We start from the raw sequence: 15,447 nt of genomic DNA, 5'->3' as shown, positions 1-15,447 counted from the left end.
TCTCCATGACCAGCGTCAAGGAAAATATCGCACGCTGCGCCCAATTAACCGATAGCGACAGCGCGCGCCTGGATGCAGAGCTTCTGCTCGGCAGTGTGTTGGGGCGCGAGCGCACCTGGCTCTATACCTGGCCGGAATACGAATTGAATGAAGCTGAGCAAGTGCGCTATGAGCAGTTGCTCCAGCGCCGGCAAGCGGGAGAGCCGGTGGCACACCTTATCGGTGAGCGCGAATTTTGGTCCCTATCGCTAAAGGTGGATTCCTCCACCCTGATCCCCCGCCCGGACACTGAATTGTTGGTGGAGACCGCGCTGGAGTTTTTCCCCCAGGGCAGGTTGCGAGCACTGGACCTGGGCACTGGCACTGGTGCTATTGCACTGGCTCTGGCGTCGGAGCGACCGGGATGGGAAATTATTGCAGCGGAGAAATCATCCGCTGCGGTAGCACTGGCAGAGGAAAACCGGCGCTCCCTCAAGTTGCAAAATGTGCAAGTTATCCAGAGCGATTGGTTTTCCAGTTTAGAGCCACAGCCGTTTTCCCTGATCGTTAGCAACCCTCCCTATATCGATGCATCTGACCCGCACTTGGTGCAGGGCGATGTGCGCTTTGAGCCCCGCACTGCGTTGGTGGCAGAGCGACAGGGTTTGGCAGATATTGAGCATATCGCCACAACCGCTAGCGATTACCTGGAAAACGATGGCTGGCTAATGGTGGAGCACGGTTGGCAGCAAGCTGAGAGCGTGCGGGATATTTTTTCTGCGGCGGGATTGAATAAAGTTTCAAGTCGCAGGGATTATTCCGGTTGGGAGCGAATTACCTTAGGGCAAAAATAGTGATACCTGCGGAGCTGCCACAGGGATTTGAGGAGGGAGCCTATGCATGATCATGTCCACCACCGAACCGGCAATGGGGCTTTGCGCCCATTAATTGTTGCACTGGTTCTCACTCTCAGTTTTTCCATAGTTGAAGCCATAGGTGGCTGGCTATCTGGTTCCCTGGCATTGCTCGGCGATGCCGCCCATATGCTGACCGATACTTTTGCCTTGGCACTGGGGGCTATTGCCGCAGTACTGGCGAAAAAGCCCGCTGATCGGGAATTGTCGTTTGGCTGGGGGCGAGCGGAGGTTTTAGCTGCGGTAACCAACGGCCTGATTATGCTACTGATCGTGGTCGGTATTTCTTTTATGGCCATTGATAGGTTGCGCAACCCACAGCCGGTGCACGGCAGTACGGTGATGTTGATTGCGGCCATGGGGTTGCTGATTAATATTCTGGCGGCCTGGGTTTTATTAAAAGGCGAGCGCACACTCAATATTCGCGGTGCGCTTTTGCATGTGATGGGCGATATGCTGGGCTCTGTTGCGGCACTGGCTTCCGGAGCTGTGATTTATTTTACCGGTTGGGTACCCATCGACCCCCTGCTTTCACTGCTTATTTGTCTGTTAATCCTGGTTTCCTGCGTGCGACTGCTCAGGGATGCGATCGATGTATTGATGGAGCGGGTACCCAGGGAGTTGAGCCTTCCGGTTGTGGGCGAGACACTGGCGGCGGTAACCGGGGTACGCTCTGTGCACGATCTCCATATTTGGCGCTTGGATTCCAGCACTATTTCACTGTCGGCCCATATTGTGGTGGATGACTTGCAGGCTTGGCCCAGCGTACTGGAGCGCTTGCGGGAAACCCTGGTCAAGCGCTTCGATATCGATCATATCACCCTTCAACCGGAACCTTTGGCAATGCCCGAAGTGACGGTGATCGATAAAGTCAGTGATTAATAGGTGGGGATTTACTCCTCACCTTCTGTCGGCGGTTGGCGGTTTTCTGGAGTGGCCGGTACTTTGCTCTCTGATTTGTCAGCGACTGACTCTTCCGCTACTACTTCCTGGGGCTGGCTGATTTGTTCCTGGGGAGCCTGGATGCCGATATGGTAGGCGGCAAACCCCGGTTGCACGACCTGGTTTAATGCCATGCCGAGAATGCGGCCGTTGTGCTCAGAGCGAATTTCTGTGCGCACATTGGTAATAGGGTTGGTTACCGTTCCCAGTAAGTCGCCTTTACGCACAAACTCACCGAGCTGTACCTCACTAAAGATAACCCCGCCGGTAGATGTCCGCTGCCAGGTGGAGGTGTAGTAAACCGGTTCGGGATCGCCCCAGAGGCGGAATTTACTCACCATACCCAGCTGGTTGAGCAGAGTGCGTATACCTTTCACGCTGTGACTTACCGATAGCTCATCCAACACCATGGGTGCTCCGGCTTCCAGAGTGACGGTGGGGATACCAGCCTCCACAGCGGCGCGGCGCAGGGTACCTTTGGCTCCGGCGCTGTGCAGCACCACCGTGGAGCCAAAACCCTGGGTCATTTTCACTACCTTGGGATTGGTTAAGTCGCCGCGCAACTGTGGCAAGTTGGTGCGATAAAAAGAACCCGTATGCAAGTCCACCACGGCGTTACAGTGGCTGATCACTTCGTGGAAAAATGAATTGGCAATTCGCGAGGCCGAAGAGCCATTGGGATCGCCGGGGAAGTGCCGGTTCAGGTCGCGTCGATCAGTCAGGTAGCGGGAGCCTCGATGGAAGCCTTGCAGGTTGACGATGGGTACGCCAATTACCGCACCGCTCAAATGGTCTGCGTCGAGGTCGTACATAACCCGTCGCACAGTTTCCACACCGTTCAACTCATCACCGTGCACTGCAGCTGTAAGGCAGAGAACCGGCCCTGGTTTGGCGCCGTTAACCACCAATACAGCGGTGGGGCTATAGACGCCTTCGAAGTGTTGGCTGGGAGACCAGGCCAGGCGCGTGGAGGTCGCAGGGGGAACCTCTGAGCCTAACAATCGCAGCGGCTTGGCAGTCTCTCCCGGAACCAGGGAGATGGTGCCGGGCTCCGGTAATTCGGGTTGAGGTTTAACTGTTTCAGTTTCTTTATCGGCAGTGGGAGCAGTCTCGGTGGGAGATGTCGGTTTATCCAGTTCCTGGATAGGTTGGTCCAGCTCCAGATTTTCCGCTTGGGGCAGGGAAACTTCTTCAGAACCAGCATCTGTCGACTGGGATTGATCTTCAGTAGGGGCAACGTTGGTGGGTGGCCCCAGCTCTGTGATCACCGGTTGGTCCAGCTGCATATTGGCAGCCTGGGGGACCGCTTCTGTCTCTTCGCCTGTGCTGTCGTCGGCGCTCAGGGCCTGGGTGGATGAAAGCAGTAAAGCCAGGCTTAATAGGTGTCGGGTCCTTCGGGAGGATTGGCGCGGGATCATTCGGCACTCCGGTCAACTTCGTATATCTGGGTGTGCCGGAGAGCCTTGTGTCCGGCACAGATTGGGACTTTGGAGCGCCAGTATAGTCAATACGTTCCCGAGGAATGTGATACGCGCCGAATTACGCGTATCCGTAGGTTCGCTCGATGGCTTTGCGGCTGGTTCGCCAAAAGCGAATTCCCAGCAGGATTGAAGCCGTTCCCAAGCCGATACAGACACCGGTCCAATAACCGTATACCCCCCAGAAGCTCTCTCCCAGCCAGTAGGCGGTAGAAAGCCCCACCAGCCAGTAGGAAAATAGCTGTATAAACATGGGCGCACTGGTGTCCTTATATCCGCGCAGTGCGCCCCAGGTCATTGCCTGGGTGACATCCACCAGCTGGAATGCGGCACACAGCAATAGCAGGTTGGTGGCCACCGCGATAATTTCTTCATTGCTGGTGTAGGCCTGAACAAACAGGGTGCGCAGGGTAATCAAAAGTACACCGGTGCCCAGTGCGTAGATTAGCCCGCTACTGATGCCCACTTTGCCACAGAAGCGCGCGCGCTTTGGCCGTCCCTGACCGAGTAGTTGGGCGGTGCGGATACTCAGGGCCTGGGCCAGTGCTAGTGCGACCAAGTAAAAAATCGAGCCCACATTCATGCTGATCTGATGGGCGGCGACAATGGCTGCGCCATAAGGGGCAAGCAAAATAGTAAGGCTGGCAAAAAAAGTAACTTCACTGGCTGCACCCACACAAATTGGCAGGCCAACTGCGAGCAAGTGGCGGAGGGTTGGCCAGTGGGGGCGAGGCGGTAACAGCCTAAGTTTTAGCTTGTGGTAGACCGGATCAGTGTTCGCGTGCCAGAAGAGTGCCAGTGCGATCAGGCAGCTGACCGCTGCGGTCGCCCACCCACATCCTGCCCCTCCCATTGCCGGTATGGGGCCGGCACCAAACACCAAAAGAATATCCAGGGGAATATTTAAAATTGCGGCAGTGATATAGATGCGCATTACCGGGCGCACTTGTCCCATACCCTCACAGTAACCGCGCAACGCCGTGCCGAGTGCAAAAGGCAGGGTGCCGACAGTCAGGGCCAGTACATAGCCCTCCATCACCTTGCGGACAGGCTCTTCCGTGTCTATCCAGTGGCTCCAGATAGGAACCGCAAGCAGGGCGGAAAACACCAGGATGCCACCGATCAGTGCGATCCACAGCGCCTGGTGCAGTTGCCTGGCGCAGCCAGCTTCATCGCGGCCACCGCGCAAGTGTGCAACAACCGGGGAGATAGCAGCGAGCAGGCCGATTAGTGTCACTGCGCAAACAGCCCAAATACTGGCCCCCAGGGCGAGCCCAGCGAGACTTACTTCTCCAGCGCGTCCTGCTACCAGAGTATCGACAACTCCCATGCTCACCACAGCCAGGTTACTGACCACCAGAGGGCCTCCCAAGGTGGTTAGGTGCGACAGTTCGGTTTTAGTGGCATTTCGGTAAAGCTTGAACAAAGAAAAACCTGAGCTCTTGTTACTGGTCTCGATAGAGGGTTCTGGGGTCTGGGCTAATTTTGACAAAAAATTAATCCTGCGGGGGGTTGTTAACAGGCCCTGGCCTTCGCAAATACAGCTGAAAACGGGCGGCGAGCCAAAGTTCTGAGAGGCTTTCAGTCTGCCGGGAGAAGGCGGGGTAGTACTGCAAAAAGGTTCGACATTCTACGGTACAAACGGCGCCTGCGCCCAGTGCTGATTACGGACTTTCCTCAAGTAGTTTGGCCACAATTTCTGCCTTATTAATGATGCAGTCGTGGTTTATTGCTACCTCCCGATAAAGCCACCCGCTTATCCGCTTTGCTTTGCGGCTACTGTAGACGGCTGGTGGGTATTCGGGTTGGGTACAGTGAATGAAAGTACACGGCGGGCCCTGTTCAGGAGAGCGTTTTAAGTGGATGGGGTCCAGTAGCGTTTTGATAGGGTGCGGGGTCATACGGCGTTTTAGCCAGTTGATATCATCTGGCTGGGTTATCCCCAAGGCTTCTGGAGATGGAGGCATAATACAGAGAGTACCGTCGATATCCTGTGCCTGCTTGAGCCGCTGCTCTTCAATACCGCTGGGGAGTTGGCTGCTGAATGGGCGCCCGGGCTCTGGAACAGCGCCATCCAGGTAGATCAAGCGGTGCACCCGCTCGGGTAGAGCGTCGGCGGCACCGGTTGCAGCCATTCCCCCAAAGCTGTGGCCCACAAGGGTGACTTGCTGCAACTCCTCCCAGAGGATTGTATTGACTAGGTCCTGGATAAAGGTATCCAGGCCAACGGAGGGGGAGAGTAGGTGTTTGCGTTCCCCCAGGCCAGTATGGGTGGGGGTGAGTACTCGATGCCCATTACGCTGCAAGAGGTGGGCGACTCTGCTCCAGCACCAGCCTCCATGAAATAGCCCGTGGACCAGCACGTAAGTTTTCCCCACTAGGTTGCCCTCAAGTTACTTGGGTTCTGCAAGCATAGATGTGCTTTCTGGGGCGCTGAGATAGTGCAGTGTAAGAGTTGGCGATATCACTCGACTAAAGTGAACAAAGACACTGATAAGAGAGTGAGCTAAATGAGTGGAGCTATGAATAGTCTGAGCGGTTGGTACAACTGCTTTGTACATTATGTACGCAAAATAGACTGGCTGGGGCCATTATTACTACGGATTTATTTGGCGCCAATTTTTATCCTGGCCGGCATGAATAAGATGAATAATATCGAAGATGTTGCTGCCTGGTTTGGCAATCCCGATTGGGGGTTGGGGCTTCCAGCGCCGATGTTGATGGCGTGGATAGCTGCATTGGTGGAATTCTTTGGTGGTATCGCTATCTTGCTGGGCGTAGCGACTCGGCTGGTGGCGATTCCCCTGATGTTTGTGATGGCAGTGGCAGCCTATACGGCCCACTGGGAGAACGGTTGGTCTGCGTTGCCGGATAAAACCTTGAGTGTGCCCTGGGAGTGGCGCAAGGACCTTATCGATGAAGCTTCGGTGCGTAAAGAGAAGATTGTTGGTTTACTCAAGGAGCACGGCAATTATGAATGGCTTGTGGAAACTGGAGGAGTGACCATCCTGAAAAATGGTATTGAGTTTGCAGCTACCTACTTCATTATGCTGCTGGCGCTATTTTGTAGTGGGGCGGGGCGGTTTTTCAGTGTGGATTACTGGCTGTGCCGTCACTATAGCGGGCAGGGATCCCCGTAGAGATGTTATACTCGCCGATTATTTGAACATTTGAGCGAGTATTTCACTTGATAGGAAAGTTGTTCCGCCGATCCTCCTCCAAAGAGGATAAGGGCTCCCGCCGGGGAGAAGACAGCTCCGGACGCCGAAAAGAAGGGCAAAAGCCGTCTGATAAGGCTGCCAAGGGGCGTACAAAATCCGCACAGGCGGAGGGGAAGTCGCGCCGGGGCGGTAGCAGAAACGCTCAAAAAGGGCGCCAGCGTAGCAGAAAGCCAGCGGCACCCGCAGCGCCCTGGTCCCTGGATGAATTCCAGGTTCCAGAACAGGAGGGCAAGGTCCGCTTCCACGACCTGGGACTGCCCAACGAGCTGATGCACGCTATTCACGACCTGGGTTTTCAGTATTGCTCGCCAATTCAGGGTCGCTCCCTTCCCCACACCCTCAATGGCCACGACCTGGTGGGTAAGGCACAAACCGGTACCGGTAAGACAGCGGCCTTCCTGATCACAGTGATTGACGATCTGCTCAAGCACCCGTTTGAAGGTGAGCGCTATGCCGGCGAAGCCCGCTCCCTGATTATCGCTCCGACCCGTGAGCTAGTAATGCAGATTGCCGATGATGCCAAGGCACTGTGTAAACACACCGAGCTGGAAATTCATACCCTGGTGGGCGGTATGGATTATGACAAGCAGCAGAGAAACCTAAATGAGCGGCTGGTGGATATCCTGGTGGCGACGCCGGGTCGCCTGCTGGACTTTGTCAGCAATCGGGATTGCTTCCTGGATCAGGTAGAAGTCCTGGTGATCGATGAGGCGGATCGCATGTTGGACATGGGCTTTATCCCCCAAGTGCGCCGCATTGTTCGTCAGACGCCGCGTAAAACTCATCGCCAAACTATGTTCTTCTCCGCCACATTTACTCCCGAAGTGGATGATCTGGTGGAGCAGTGGACGGATGATCCGGTAGTTGTGGAGATTGAGCCGGAGAGGGTTGCCACGGATACCGTAGAGCAGCATGTCTACCTGTCCGCCAGCGAAGAAAAGTACACCTTGCTTTACAACATTGTGCAGCGGGACGAGGTGGATAGCCTGATTGTTTTTGCCAACCGCCGCGACCAATGCCGCCGCTTGCACGAGCAGCTTCTCGCTCACGGCATTTCTGCGGGCCTGTTGTCTGGTGAAGTGGCGCAAAACAAGCGGGTTCGCACCCTTGATGACTTTAAGTCTGGTAAAACCAAGGTGCTGGTAGCTACCGATGTCGCCGGGCGTGGTATTCATATCGACGGTATCAGCCATGTGGTGAATTTCACTTTGCCTGAAGAGCCGGAGGATTATGTTCACCGCATTGGCCGAACTGGCCGGGCGGGTAAAACGGGCACTTCTATCAGTTTCGCCTGTGAAGATGATGCCATGCGCCTGGAACCTATTGAGCAGTTGCTCGGTGGTAAGCTCAAGTGCGAAGTGCCGCCAGAAGAGCTTTTGGTTGAACCGCCCAAGGTGAAAGTTCAGCGCAGTCACGGCGATCGCGATGGGCGTCGCGGTGGCTCTGGAGGCCACCGTCGTCCACGTCGGCACTGATTTTTTTTCTTATGCTGCGAGGGAGTTTGTGTCCCTTGCAGCCCCCCAATTTACCAGAGAAAGTCATTGTTAATTCTTACTTTTCAATGCCTTAACTTATTGTGGGATTTGGAATATATATAATAATTACGTTAGTGATTTTATTTCCCCCTAAATTAAAAAAGATATAGTTGATTAGAATCAAAGCTCAGCAGTTGGAGGCTAACTCTGTAGTGTTGGGCTTACAATAAAAAGTTAGTAAATACTCGAATAATGCGTACCCTCTATCTACATATAGGTTTCCATAAAACCGGCTCAAGTTCTCTTCAGTTAGCGATGAAAGAGCAGGAACAAGCTCTGAGTGAAGCCGGGTATGAGTTTTTGTCCTTGGGAAAAAAGGGTAACTCTTCGGGATGTGTGGAAGTCTCTAGCTGTACTGGTCAGCTCAGATTTCAGTTGAATACAAGACTGGATGAATTGCTCGCATCAAGTAGCGGTGAGAAAGCGATAATATCGGCAGAGCACCTCTGTTTTTTGCATCAACGTGAAAGTGTCGAATTGGTTCGGCGTACCTGTGCCAAGTATTTCGATAAAGTTAATGTGATTGTGTATTTACGCAGACAGGACTTGCAGGCGATATCCTTTAAAAAGCAAGGAGCCAGAGGAGCTGTTGCTTACCGCAGCTCTTCCAGTAAATTGTTTGGACATAGTGAAGGTGCTTTCCCAGCTTTCACTAAGGATATCGAGACTTACTATGATTATTTCTCCAAGTTAATTCTGTGGGAGTCTGTGTTCGGCAAGGCTGCTTTAAGCGTTCGCTCTTTTACCCGTGAGGCCCTTCAGGGGGGAGATATTGTCAGTGACTTTCTCGCATTGCTGGGAGGTAACATAGACATTTCAGGAAGGCGGGTCAATGAGGGGGTGGGAAGAAGGGAATTCCTATTGACTCACAAGTTATTGGAATTGGGAGTGGCTGAGTCGGAGCTGCTGAAGCTGAAACCAATGATGCTGGAAGAAAATACTCGGTTGGTACCTTCTGAAAAGGATGCCCAAAGTTTCTTTATGCACTTTAGCGATTCAAATCGCCAATTGAATGATCACTTTTTGAAGAATCAATCTGGCTTGGCATTTGATAGTGATTTTTCAGGATATCCTGAGTGGGGAAATGACCGGATTACAGCGCAGGATTTATTCAGTTGGAGCCCGCAAATCTTGGCGTCTGGAATTCAAAAACCAGAGGGTTTACGCGATGCATTACTGGCTGACAGGATTCGACAAATACGGAGCAAGAGTCTCTCGGGCGAGGTGCTTAACAGTGAGCTGGAGTACTTGGAAAAATGCTTGTCGGCTACAGCTTGTGTTTCTAAGGGTAGGCAACCTTGGTATCGCTGGCTGAAAAAGAAAAAAGCTACAGGCCGCTAATATAAAAAGCCCTCTATTCCTGAGGGCTTTTTTGGGGGAGTATTTGAAGTTAGATTACTGAAGAATAGGAGTTTCAGTTCCCAGATCCCCTTCAATACGCAATCTTTCAATCCACAGAGCCGTACCGCCAGCAACTGCCGCAGGCATAATAAAGATATTTAAAATCGGCACCATTTTGGCAAGCATCACGGTCCCGCCAAAGGTAAGGCTAGTGAGTTTACGGCGGCGCAGTACCGTTTTTAATTCATCGAATGGCCGCTGGTGGTTATCCAGTGGGTAGTCAACGTATTGAATAGCCATACACCAAGCGCCCCAAACTGCGGTGAGCACTGCGGGGATAATAATGGTCCAGCTGGTGATGGTGGCAATTATAAATACGATCAAACCCCAAAATATAAAGTAACCCAGCTTACGCAATTCCCGGCCCAGGGTACGCCATACCATTTGCATTATCGGCTCGGCAGGAGGAGCTTTACCGGTTAGCAGTTCCTCTACTTTCTCAGCGAGCAAACCGTTAAAGGGGGCGGCAATAATGTTGGTGATGACGCTAAATAAATAGCCGTAAGCAAGGAAAAATAGGAAAAGCACTATTAGTGCAATAATCCAGGCCAGCCAGCGAAAAACACTGGCGGTCCATGCTGCACCCTTGGCCATAATGGCTTCCCACCAGGACATATTCTCCGTATTTACTGGCGTGTGGGAAAGCAGGCTACTTATATAATCGGTAAGCCCTCCGAGCTGTGAAATCATTATGCTACTGATAATAATAAACAGCACCAGATTTATTAGTAATGGCACCAGGATAAATGGGCGTAACTCACGCCGGGTAATCAAGTGGATACCGCGCACCAATGCGTCGATACCGTGAACGGGATTTGAAGTCATACTCTCACCTTTCGCTGGTACGATGCCTAAATTTCCAGAGTTCTCAGTTGGCGCCAGCGGCTTTTAAAATCTCGCTATATTCTGCGCCCTGGCGGTGTTCAGCAATACGTGCCAGCAGAGTTTTTCCATCGGGACCAGGACTGTTCAGATCCAGGCCTTCAGCGAGAAATAATTTTATAAATGTGGCAAAGCTCTCTGCTTTCATACTTCGGTAGGCGCGCTCGAGAAGATGAAAATCCCGGTTTACGCCTGCGGGAGCTTCGCCAATCAAGAATCCAGCAATACGCTCCTCGTCAAAAACTTCTCCGAGTACTTTCTGTTTGTCTTTTTTCAGGCTCAAAACTATATCCTTGCTACATAAATAGGGGGCGGGCGAAGCCCGGCCCAGGTCTTGAAATGTTGAGGGTTAAAGCAGTGCGTCCAATTTTTGTTTGAGGATTTTATTAATCATCTGTGGGTTTGCCTGCCCTTTGGACGCTTTCATGATTTGCCCGACGAAATACCCCATCATTTTGGGGCGCTTTGATTCATCGGCCTTGCGGTAGTTTTCTACCTGGGCATCGCTTGCAGCGATCACCTCATCCACCATTTTTTCGATAGCGCCGGTATCCGAAACCTGTTTCAGCCCACGCTTTTCGATGACTTCGTCGGCACTGCCCTCTCCGTCGGCAATAGCCTCGAATACCTGTTTGGCGATTTTGCTGGAAATGGTGTTGTCTTTGATGCGCGAGATTAGTCCAGCTAGTTGGTCGGCAGAAACCGGCGATTGTGAAATAGTTAGTTCACGACGGTTGAGCAGCGCTGCCAGTTCACCGTTAATCCAGTTGGCGGCAAGCTTGGATTCGCCACAGGATTTACTCACAGTTTCAAAATAGTCTGCACTGGCACGCTCCTGTGTCAGCTGGTCTGCATCATAAGCAGATAGCTGGTATTCCGCTTGGAAGCGGGCTGCTTTTGCATCAGGCAGTTCTGGCAGGATGCTGCGCAGTTGCTCGACATATTCATCAGTGAGTACAACTGGCAGAAGGTCAGGGCAGGGGAAGTAGCGGTAATCATTGGCCACTTCTTTACTGCGCATAGAGCGGGTTTCATTTTTGTCCGCGTCGTAGAGGCGGGTTTCCTGGGTAATGGTGCCGCCGTCTTCCAAGATATCGATCTGACGTTCAGCTTCGACTTTAATTGCGCGCTCGACAAAACGGAAAGAATTGATGTTTTTTAATTCTGTACGGGTGCCGAGTTTTTCTTCGCCTTTCAAGCGCACGGATACATTGGCATCACAGCGCAGTGAGCCCTGGGACATATCACCATCGGAAATGCCCAGGTAGGTTACGATGCTGTGAATTTTTTTCAGGTAGGCCACAGCCTCGGCGGCACTGCGCATATCCGGTTCAGAGACAATCTCAATCAGTGGCGTACCTGCGCGGTTCAGGTCGATACCGGACATTCCGTGGAAGTCTTCGTGCAGGGATTTACCGGCATCTTCCTCCAGGTGAGCGTGATGCAAACGCACCTTCTTACTGCTGCCATCTTCCAGGTGAATTTCCACTTCACCTGGGCCGACAATCGGCTGTTCCAATTGAGTGGTTTGATAGCCCTTGGGCAAGTCGGGATAGAAGTAATTCTTGCGTTCAAAAACAGAGTGCTTGCCGATCTCTGCGTTCATCGCCAGGCCGAACATTACTGCAAAGCGAAATGCTTCCTCATTCGGTACCGGCAGTGTGCCTGGCATGGCCAGGTCCACAGCGCATGCCTGGGTATTCGGCTCGGCGCCAAAGCGGATGCTGGCGCCGGAAAAGAGTTTTGACTGGGTGGAGAGCTGGACGTGAATTTCCAACCCGATAACGATTTCCCATTCCACAATTTATCTCCTTATACGGCGCTGGCTTTGTGCCAGTCGGTTACCTGTTGGTATTGGTGGGCGATATTGAGCATGCGCGCCTCTTCCAGGTAATTACCGGTTATTTGCAGGCCCACTGGCATATTGCCCACCAGGCCACAGGGTACAGACATGCCAGGTAGTCCGGCGAGGTTGGTGGCGATGGTGTAGATATCCTCCAGGTACATAGCTACCGGGTCAGCGCTCTTTGCGCCAAGCTCGAAAGCAGGGGAGGGGGTAGTGGGGCCCATAATCACATCCACTTTTTCGAATGCTTCGACAAAGTCCTGCTTGATCAGGCGTCTGGCCTGTTGGGCTTTGTTGTAATAAGCATCGTAATAACCGGCGGATAGGGCGTAGGTGCCTACCAGGATGCGACGCTGTACTTCTTCGCCGAAGCCTTCACCACGGGAGCGCATATAGAGATCGCGCAGGTCTTTGGGCTCTTCACAGCGGTAGCCGTAGCGCACCCCATCGAATCGAGATAGGTTGGCAGAGGCTTCAGCGGGGGCGATCACATAGTAAGCAGGTATCGCTAACTCGGTATGTGGCAGGCTGATATCGACCAGTTGTGCACCCAGCTTTTCAAACGCTCTCAAAGCCTCCTGAACCCGGCTTGCGGTGTCTGGGTTAAGCCCCTCCCCAAAGTACTCTCGGGGTACTCCGATCCGCAGCCCGGTGATCGGGTTATTCAGTTCGGCGGTAAAGTCTGTGGGCTGTTGCTTCAGGTTGGTGGAATCTTTCGGGTCGTGGCTGGCCATCGCGGACAGCAGGTAAGCCGCATCTTCGGCGTTGCGGGCGATGGGGCCAGCCTGGTCCAGGCTGGAGGCGTAGGCCACGATGCCATAGCGGGAAATACGCCCGTAGGTGGGCTTCAGCCCGGTGGTGTTTGTCAACGCTGCCGGCTGGCGAATAGAGCCGCCGGTATCGGTAGCTGTGGCGCCGGGTATCAGTTGTGCAGCAACTGCCGCAGCTGAGCCACCGGAGGAACCGCCGGGCACACAGCGGGTATTCCAAGGGTTTTTTACTGGGCCGTAAAAGCTGCTTTCGTTGGATGAGCCCATGGCGAATTCATCCATATTGGTCTTGCCCAGGGAGACGGTTCCGGCAGCGTTGAGGTTATCTACCACCGTGGCATCGTAGGGAGGGATAAAATTATCCAGCATTTTTGAGGCGCAGCTGGTGCGCACGCCGTTAGTGCAAATAATATCTTTGTGGGCGATGGGCACACCGCACAGTGCTGGTGCCTCCCCGTTGGCCAGGCGTTGGTCAGCGACCGCGGCTTGTGCTAGGGCGCTCTCTTCGGTGACGGTAATAAAACTGTTGTAGTTGCTGTCCAGTTGCTGGATGCGGCCGAGTAAATGGCGGGTTAGCTCTGTACTTGAGAACTCTTTGCTCCGCAGTCCACGGATGATCTCGGCGATAGTAAGCTGATGCATGTTATTCCCTTAAAGGCTCTAGACGGGCTGAGGGCTTGGGTATTTAGGTGAACTTAGTCAGTGTTGGGCCGGCTAATCAATTACTTTGGGAACCAGGTAGAGGCCTTCTTCGGTTTGGGGAGCCAGTTCTAGGAAGTCTTTGCGCTTGTCAGCCTCTGTCACTGCGTCGGTACGCAGCTCCTGGACCTCGTCCAATGGGTGCGCCATCGGGGCGATGCCATCGGTATTGGTGGATTGCAGCTGGTCGACCAGTTGCAATACATCGCCGAGGCGGTTGCTGACTTCTTCGATGGTTTCTTTGGATATGGCGATACGGGCCAGTTCCGCGAGTTTTTCTACAGTTTGCGTATCCACTGCCATGGTGATGGACTCCTCCAGCTTGAGTTGCGAGTCGAAAACTGCCCGGATTATTTGCGGCGGGCAGAACCGGCAAATTTAGCACATTGGGGTTATATTCTCACCGGCTCCGGCAGTAATGGATAGTGGGCCTCAAATGAACTCCCTTCAGCCTTGCCCTGATGCCTAGCGGTTGTTAGAGTTTGCCGAATCCTGCCGAGTGATGAGAGACTCCGGTGTTTTGCGTAGAATCCGATTCGAAATGCGGCTCGGAACTCAGAATTATTTTTGCGGACTAATTAGGATTTGTATCCATAAAAGAAGCCGCGCCCGCAGTGCCCGACCTGGGGGCTGATAATTAGTACAAGGTAATCGAATTCCATGTTTAAACGTTTGCGGGGTATGTTTTCCAGTGATCTCTCCATCGACCTGGGAACTGCCAACACGCTGATTTACGTTCGCGATCGCGGCGTAGTACTCGACGAACCCTCTGTCGTCGCAATCCGTCACTACAATGGCCAGAAAATCGTTGAGGCTGTCGGAGTAGAAGCCAAACGCATGCTCGGCCGGACTCCTGGCAATATTACCGCTATTCGCCCGCTGAAGGACGGTGTTATCGCCGACTTCCAAGTGACCGAGAAAATGTTGCAGCACTTTATCAAGAAAGTGCATGAAAATAGCTGGATGCGCCCGAGTCCGAGAGTGCTGGTGTGTGTTCCCTGCCAGTCCACAGAAGTGGAGCGCCGCGCGATTCGCGAGTCGGCCCTGGGTGCAGGTGCTCGCGAAGTGTCACTGATCGAAGAGCCCATGGCCGCTGCCATAGGCGCAGGCTTGAATGTCGAGGAAGCGAGCGGCTCCATGGTGGTGGATATCGGTGGGGGCACCACTGAGATCGCCATTATCTCCCTGAATGGTGTGGTTTATTCCGATTCGGTGCGTATCGGCGGTGACCGTTTTGATGAAGCTATCGTCAACTACGTGCGTCGCAACTACGGCAGTGTGATTGGTGATGCAACTGCTGAACGGATCAAAGAGGAAATTGGCTGTGCTTATGCAGGCAGTGAAGTTCGCGAAATCGATGTGCGCGGACGTAATCTGGCCGAGGGCGTGCCTCGCAGCTTTACCTTGAACTCCGACGAAATTCTCGAAGCCCTGCAAGAGCCTCTGACTGGTATTGTGCAGGCTGTTAAAAGTGCGCTGGAACAATCCCCTCCTGAATTGGCTTCTGATATCGCTGAGCGCGGTATGGTGCTGACTGGTGGTGGTGCTCTGTTACGCGATCTGGACCGCCTGTTGATGGAAGAATCGGGCTTACCTGTGATTGTTGCCGATGACCCGCTGACCTGTGTGGCGCGGGGTGGCGGCAAAGCGCTGGATATGTTGGATCGCAGCCGCCTCTACCTGATGTCTAACTAGTAGACATCGCTATTATGTGACCTGCGAGGGAGCTTGTGGCTATATCCGCAAGCTCCTTGTAATAAAAAAATGCAAGTTATCTTTT

At 53.3% G+C, this 15,447-nt stretch carries 14 protein-coding genes; 6 read left to right on the top strand and 8 right to left on the bottom strand.

Translation table 11 applies throughout. The features are described from left to right. Positions 1-5: 5 nt before the first annotated feature. Together prmC and ACJJIM_RS15295 are read left to right on the top strand one after the other, a co-directional pair. Positions 6-833: a peptide chain release factor N(5)-glutamine methyltransferase gene (prmC, locus tag ACJJIM_RS15300; RefSeq protein WP_444911394.1), complete on the top strand. Its 828-nt coding sequence runs from the start codon at positions 6-8 to the stop codon at positions 831-833. Positions 834-875: 42 nt separating this feature from the next. After that, a complete protein-coding gene (locus tag ACJJIM_RS15295) occupies positions 876-1,775 on the top strand; it encodes a cation diffusion facilitator family transporter (protein WP_413663068.1) in 900 nt (299 codons plus the stop codon). A gap of 11 nt (positions 1,776-1,786) precedes the next feature. Here ACJJIM_RS15295 and ACJJIM_RS15290 read toward each other — a convergent pair whose 3' ends face one another. The 3 genes from ACJJIM_RS15290 to ACJJIM_RS15280 all read right to left on the bottom strand — a co-directional run bounded on the left by ACJJIM_RS15290 (position 1,787) and on the right by ACJJIM_RS15280 (position 5,691). Further along, positions 1,787-3,253: a succinylglutamate desuccinylase/aspartoacylase family protein gene (locus tag ACJJIM_RS15290; protein WP_444892995.1), complete on the bottom strand. Its 1,467-nt coding sequence runs from the start codon at positions 3,251-3,253 to the stop codon at positions 1,787-1,789. A 121-nt stretch (positions 3,254-3,374) separates the two neighbouring features. After that, entirely contained in the window at positions 3,375-4,805 is a 1,431-nt protein-coding gene (locus tag ACJJIM_RS15285; RefSeq protein ID WP_413663066.1) for an MATE family efflux transporter, read from the bottom strand. 172 nt (positions 4,806-4,977) lie between these two features. Next, positions 4,978-5,691, bottom strand: a complete 714-nt coding sequence (locus tag ACJJIM_RS15280; RefSeq protein ID WP_444911393.1) for an alpha/beta fold hydrolase — start codon at positions 5,689-5,691, stop codon at positions 4,978-4,980. A gap of 144 nt (positions 5,692-5,835) precedes the next feature. Between ACJJIM_RS15280 and ACJJIM_RS15275 the strand changes: the two genes are divergently transcribed. The 3 genes from ACJJIM_RS15275 to ACJJIM_RS15265 all read left to right on the top strand — a co-directional run bounded on the left by ACJJIM_RS15275 (position 5,836) and on the right by ACJJIM_RS15265 (position 9,410). After that, a complete protein-coding gene (locus tag ACJJIM_RS15275) occupies positions 5,836-6,453 on the top strand; it encodes an HvfX family Cu-binding RiPP maturation protein (RefSeq protein ID WP_444911392.1) in 618 nt (205 codons plus the stop codon). 47 nt (positions 6,454-6,500) lie between these two features. Then, entirely contained in the window at positions 6,501-8,009 is a 1,509-nt protein-coding gene (rhlB, locus tag ACJJIM_RS15270) for an ATP-dependent RNA helicase RhlB (RefSeq protein WP_444911391.1), read from the top strand. 252 nt (positions 8,010-8,261) lie between these two features. After that, on the top strand, positions 8,262-9,410 hold the full coding sequence (locus ACJJIM_RS15265; protein ID WP_413663062.1) for a hypothetical protein: 1,149 nt from the start codon (positions 8,262-8,264) through the stop codon (positions 9,408-9,410). Positions 9,411-9,464: 54 nt separating this feature from the next. Here the strand turns inward: ACJJIM_RS15265 and cysZ are convergent, their stop codons facing one another. The 5 genes from cysZ to gatC form a co-directional block, all read right to left on the bottom strand. Next, on the bottom strand, positions 9,465-10,295 hold the full coding sequence (gene cysZ / locus ACJJIM_RS15260; RefSeq protein WP_413663061.1) for a sulfate transporter CysZ: 831 nt from the start codon (positions 10,293-10,295) through the stop codon (positions 9,465-9,467). A 43-nt stretch (positions 10,296-10,338) separates the two neighbouring features. Then, the gene (locus tag ACJJIM_RS15255) at positions 10,339-10,635 is read right to left on the bottom strand and encodes a PA4642 family protein (protein WP_444896334.1); all 297 of its coding nucleotides are present in this window, start codon (positions 10,633-10,635) and stop codon (positions 10,339-10,341) included. Positions 10,636-10,701: 66 nt separating this feature from the next. Beyond that, a complete protein-coding gene (gatB, locus tag ACJJIM_RS15250; protein WP_444911390.1) occupies positions 10,702-12,153 on the bottom strand; it encodes an Asp-tRNA(Asn)/Glu-tRNA(Gln) amidotransferase subunit GatB in 1,452 nt (483 codons plus the stop codon). 11 nt (positions 12,154-12,164) lie between these two features. After that, positions 12,165-13,610, bottom strand: a complete 1,446-nt coding sequence (gene gatA, locus ACJJIM_RS15245; RefSeq protein WP_444911389.1) for an Asp-tRNA(Asn)/Glu-tRNA(Gln) amidotransferase subunit GatA — start codon at positions 13,608-13,610, stop codon at positions 12,165-12,167. Between the two features lie 72 nt (positions 13,611-13,682). Further along, on the bottom strand, positions 13,683-13,970 hold the full coding sequence (gatC, locus tag ACJJIM_RS15240) for an Asp-tRNA(Asn)/Glu-tRNA(Gln) amidotransferase subunit GatC (protein ID WP_413663057.1): 288 nt from the start codon (positions 13,968-13,970) through the stop codon (positions 13,683-13,685). 357 nt (positions 13,971-14,327) lie between these two features. Here gatC and ACJJIM_RS15235 point away from each other — a divergent pair, with 357 nt between their 5' ends. Next, entirely contained in the window at positions 14,328-15,362 is a 1,035-nt protein-coding gene (locus ACJJIM_RS15235; RefSeq protein ID WP_020412569.1) for a rod shape-determining protein, read from the top strand. The last annotated feature ends 85 nt before the right edge of the window (positions 15,363-15,447 follow it).

The sequence above is a fragment of the Microbulbifer maximicatervae (SeqCode) genome, assembly GCF_052467615.1.
The sequence above is the reverse complement of the archived record's forward strand: the minus strand, read 5'-3'. Positions and strand labels throughout refer to the sequence as shown.

Bases quoted from the DNA above. Each gene is read 5' to 3' on its own strand.
- prmC (WP_444911394.1), top strand. From the start codon at position 6: ATGACCAGCGTCAAGGAAAATATCGCACGCTGCGCCCAATTAACCGAT.
- ACJJIM_RS15295 (WP_413663068.1), top strand. From the start codon at position 876: ATGCATGATCATGTCCACCACCGAACCGGCAATGGGGCTTTGCGCCCA.
- ACJJIM_RS15290 (WP_444892995.1), bottom strand. From the start codon at position 3,253: ATGATCCCGCGCCAATCCTCCCGAAGGACCCGACACCTATTAAGCCTG.
- ACJJIM_RS15275 (WP_444911392.1), top strand. From the start codon at position 5,836: ATGAATAGTCTGAGCGGTTGGTACAACTGCTTTGTACATTATGTACGC.
- ACJJIM_RS15265 (WP_413663062.1), top strand. From the start codon at position 8,262: ATGCGTACCCTCTATCTACATATAGGTTTCCATAAAACCGGCTCAAGT.
- cysZ (WP_413663061.1), bottom strand. From the start codon at position 10,295: ATGACTTCAAATCCCGTTCACGGTATCGACGCATTGGTGCGCGGTATC.
- gatA (WP_444911389.1), bottom strand. From the start codon at position 13,610: ATGCATCAGCTTACTATCGCCGAGATCATCCGTGGACTGCGGAGCAAA.
- gatC (WP_413663057.1), bottom strand. From the start codon at position 13,970: ATGGCAGTGGATACGCAAACTGTAGAAAAACTCGCGGAACTGGCCCGT.
- ACJJIM_RS15235 (WP_020412569.1), top strand. From the start codon at position 14,328: ATGTTTAAACGTTTGCGGGGTATGTTTTCCAGTGATCTCTCCATCGAC.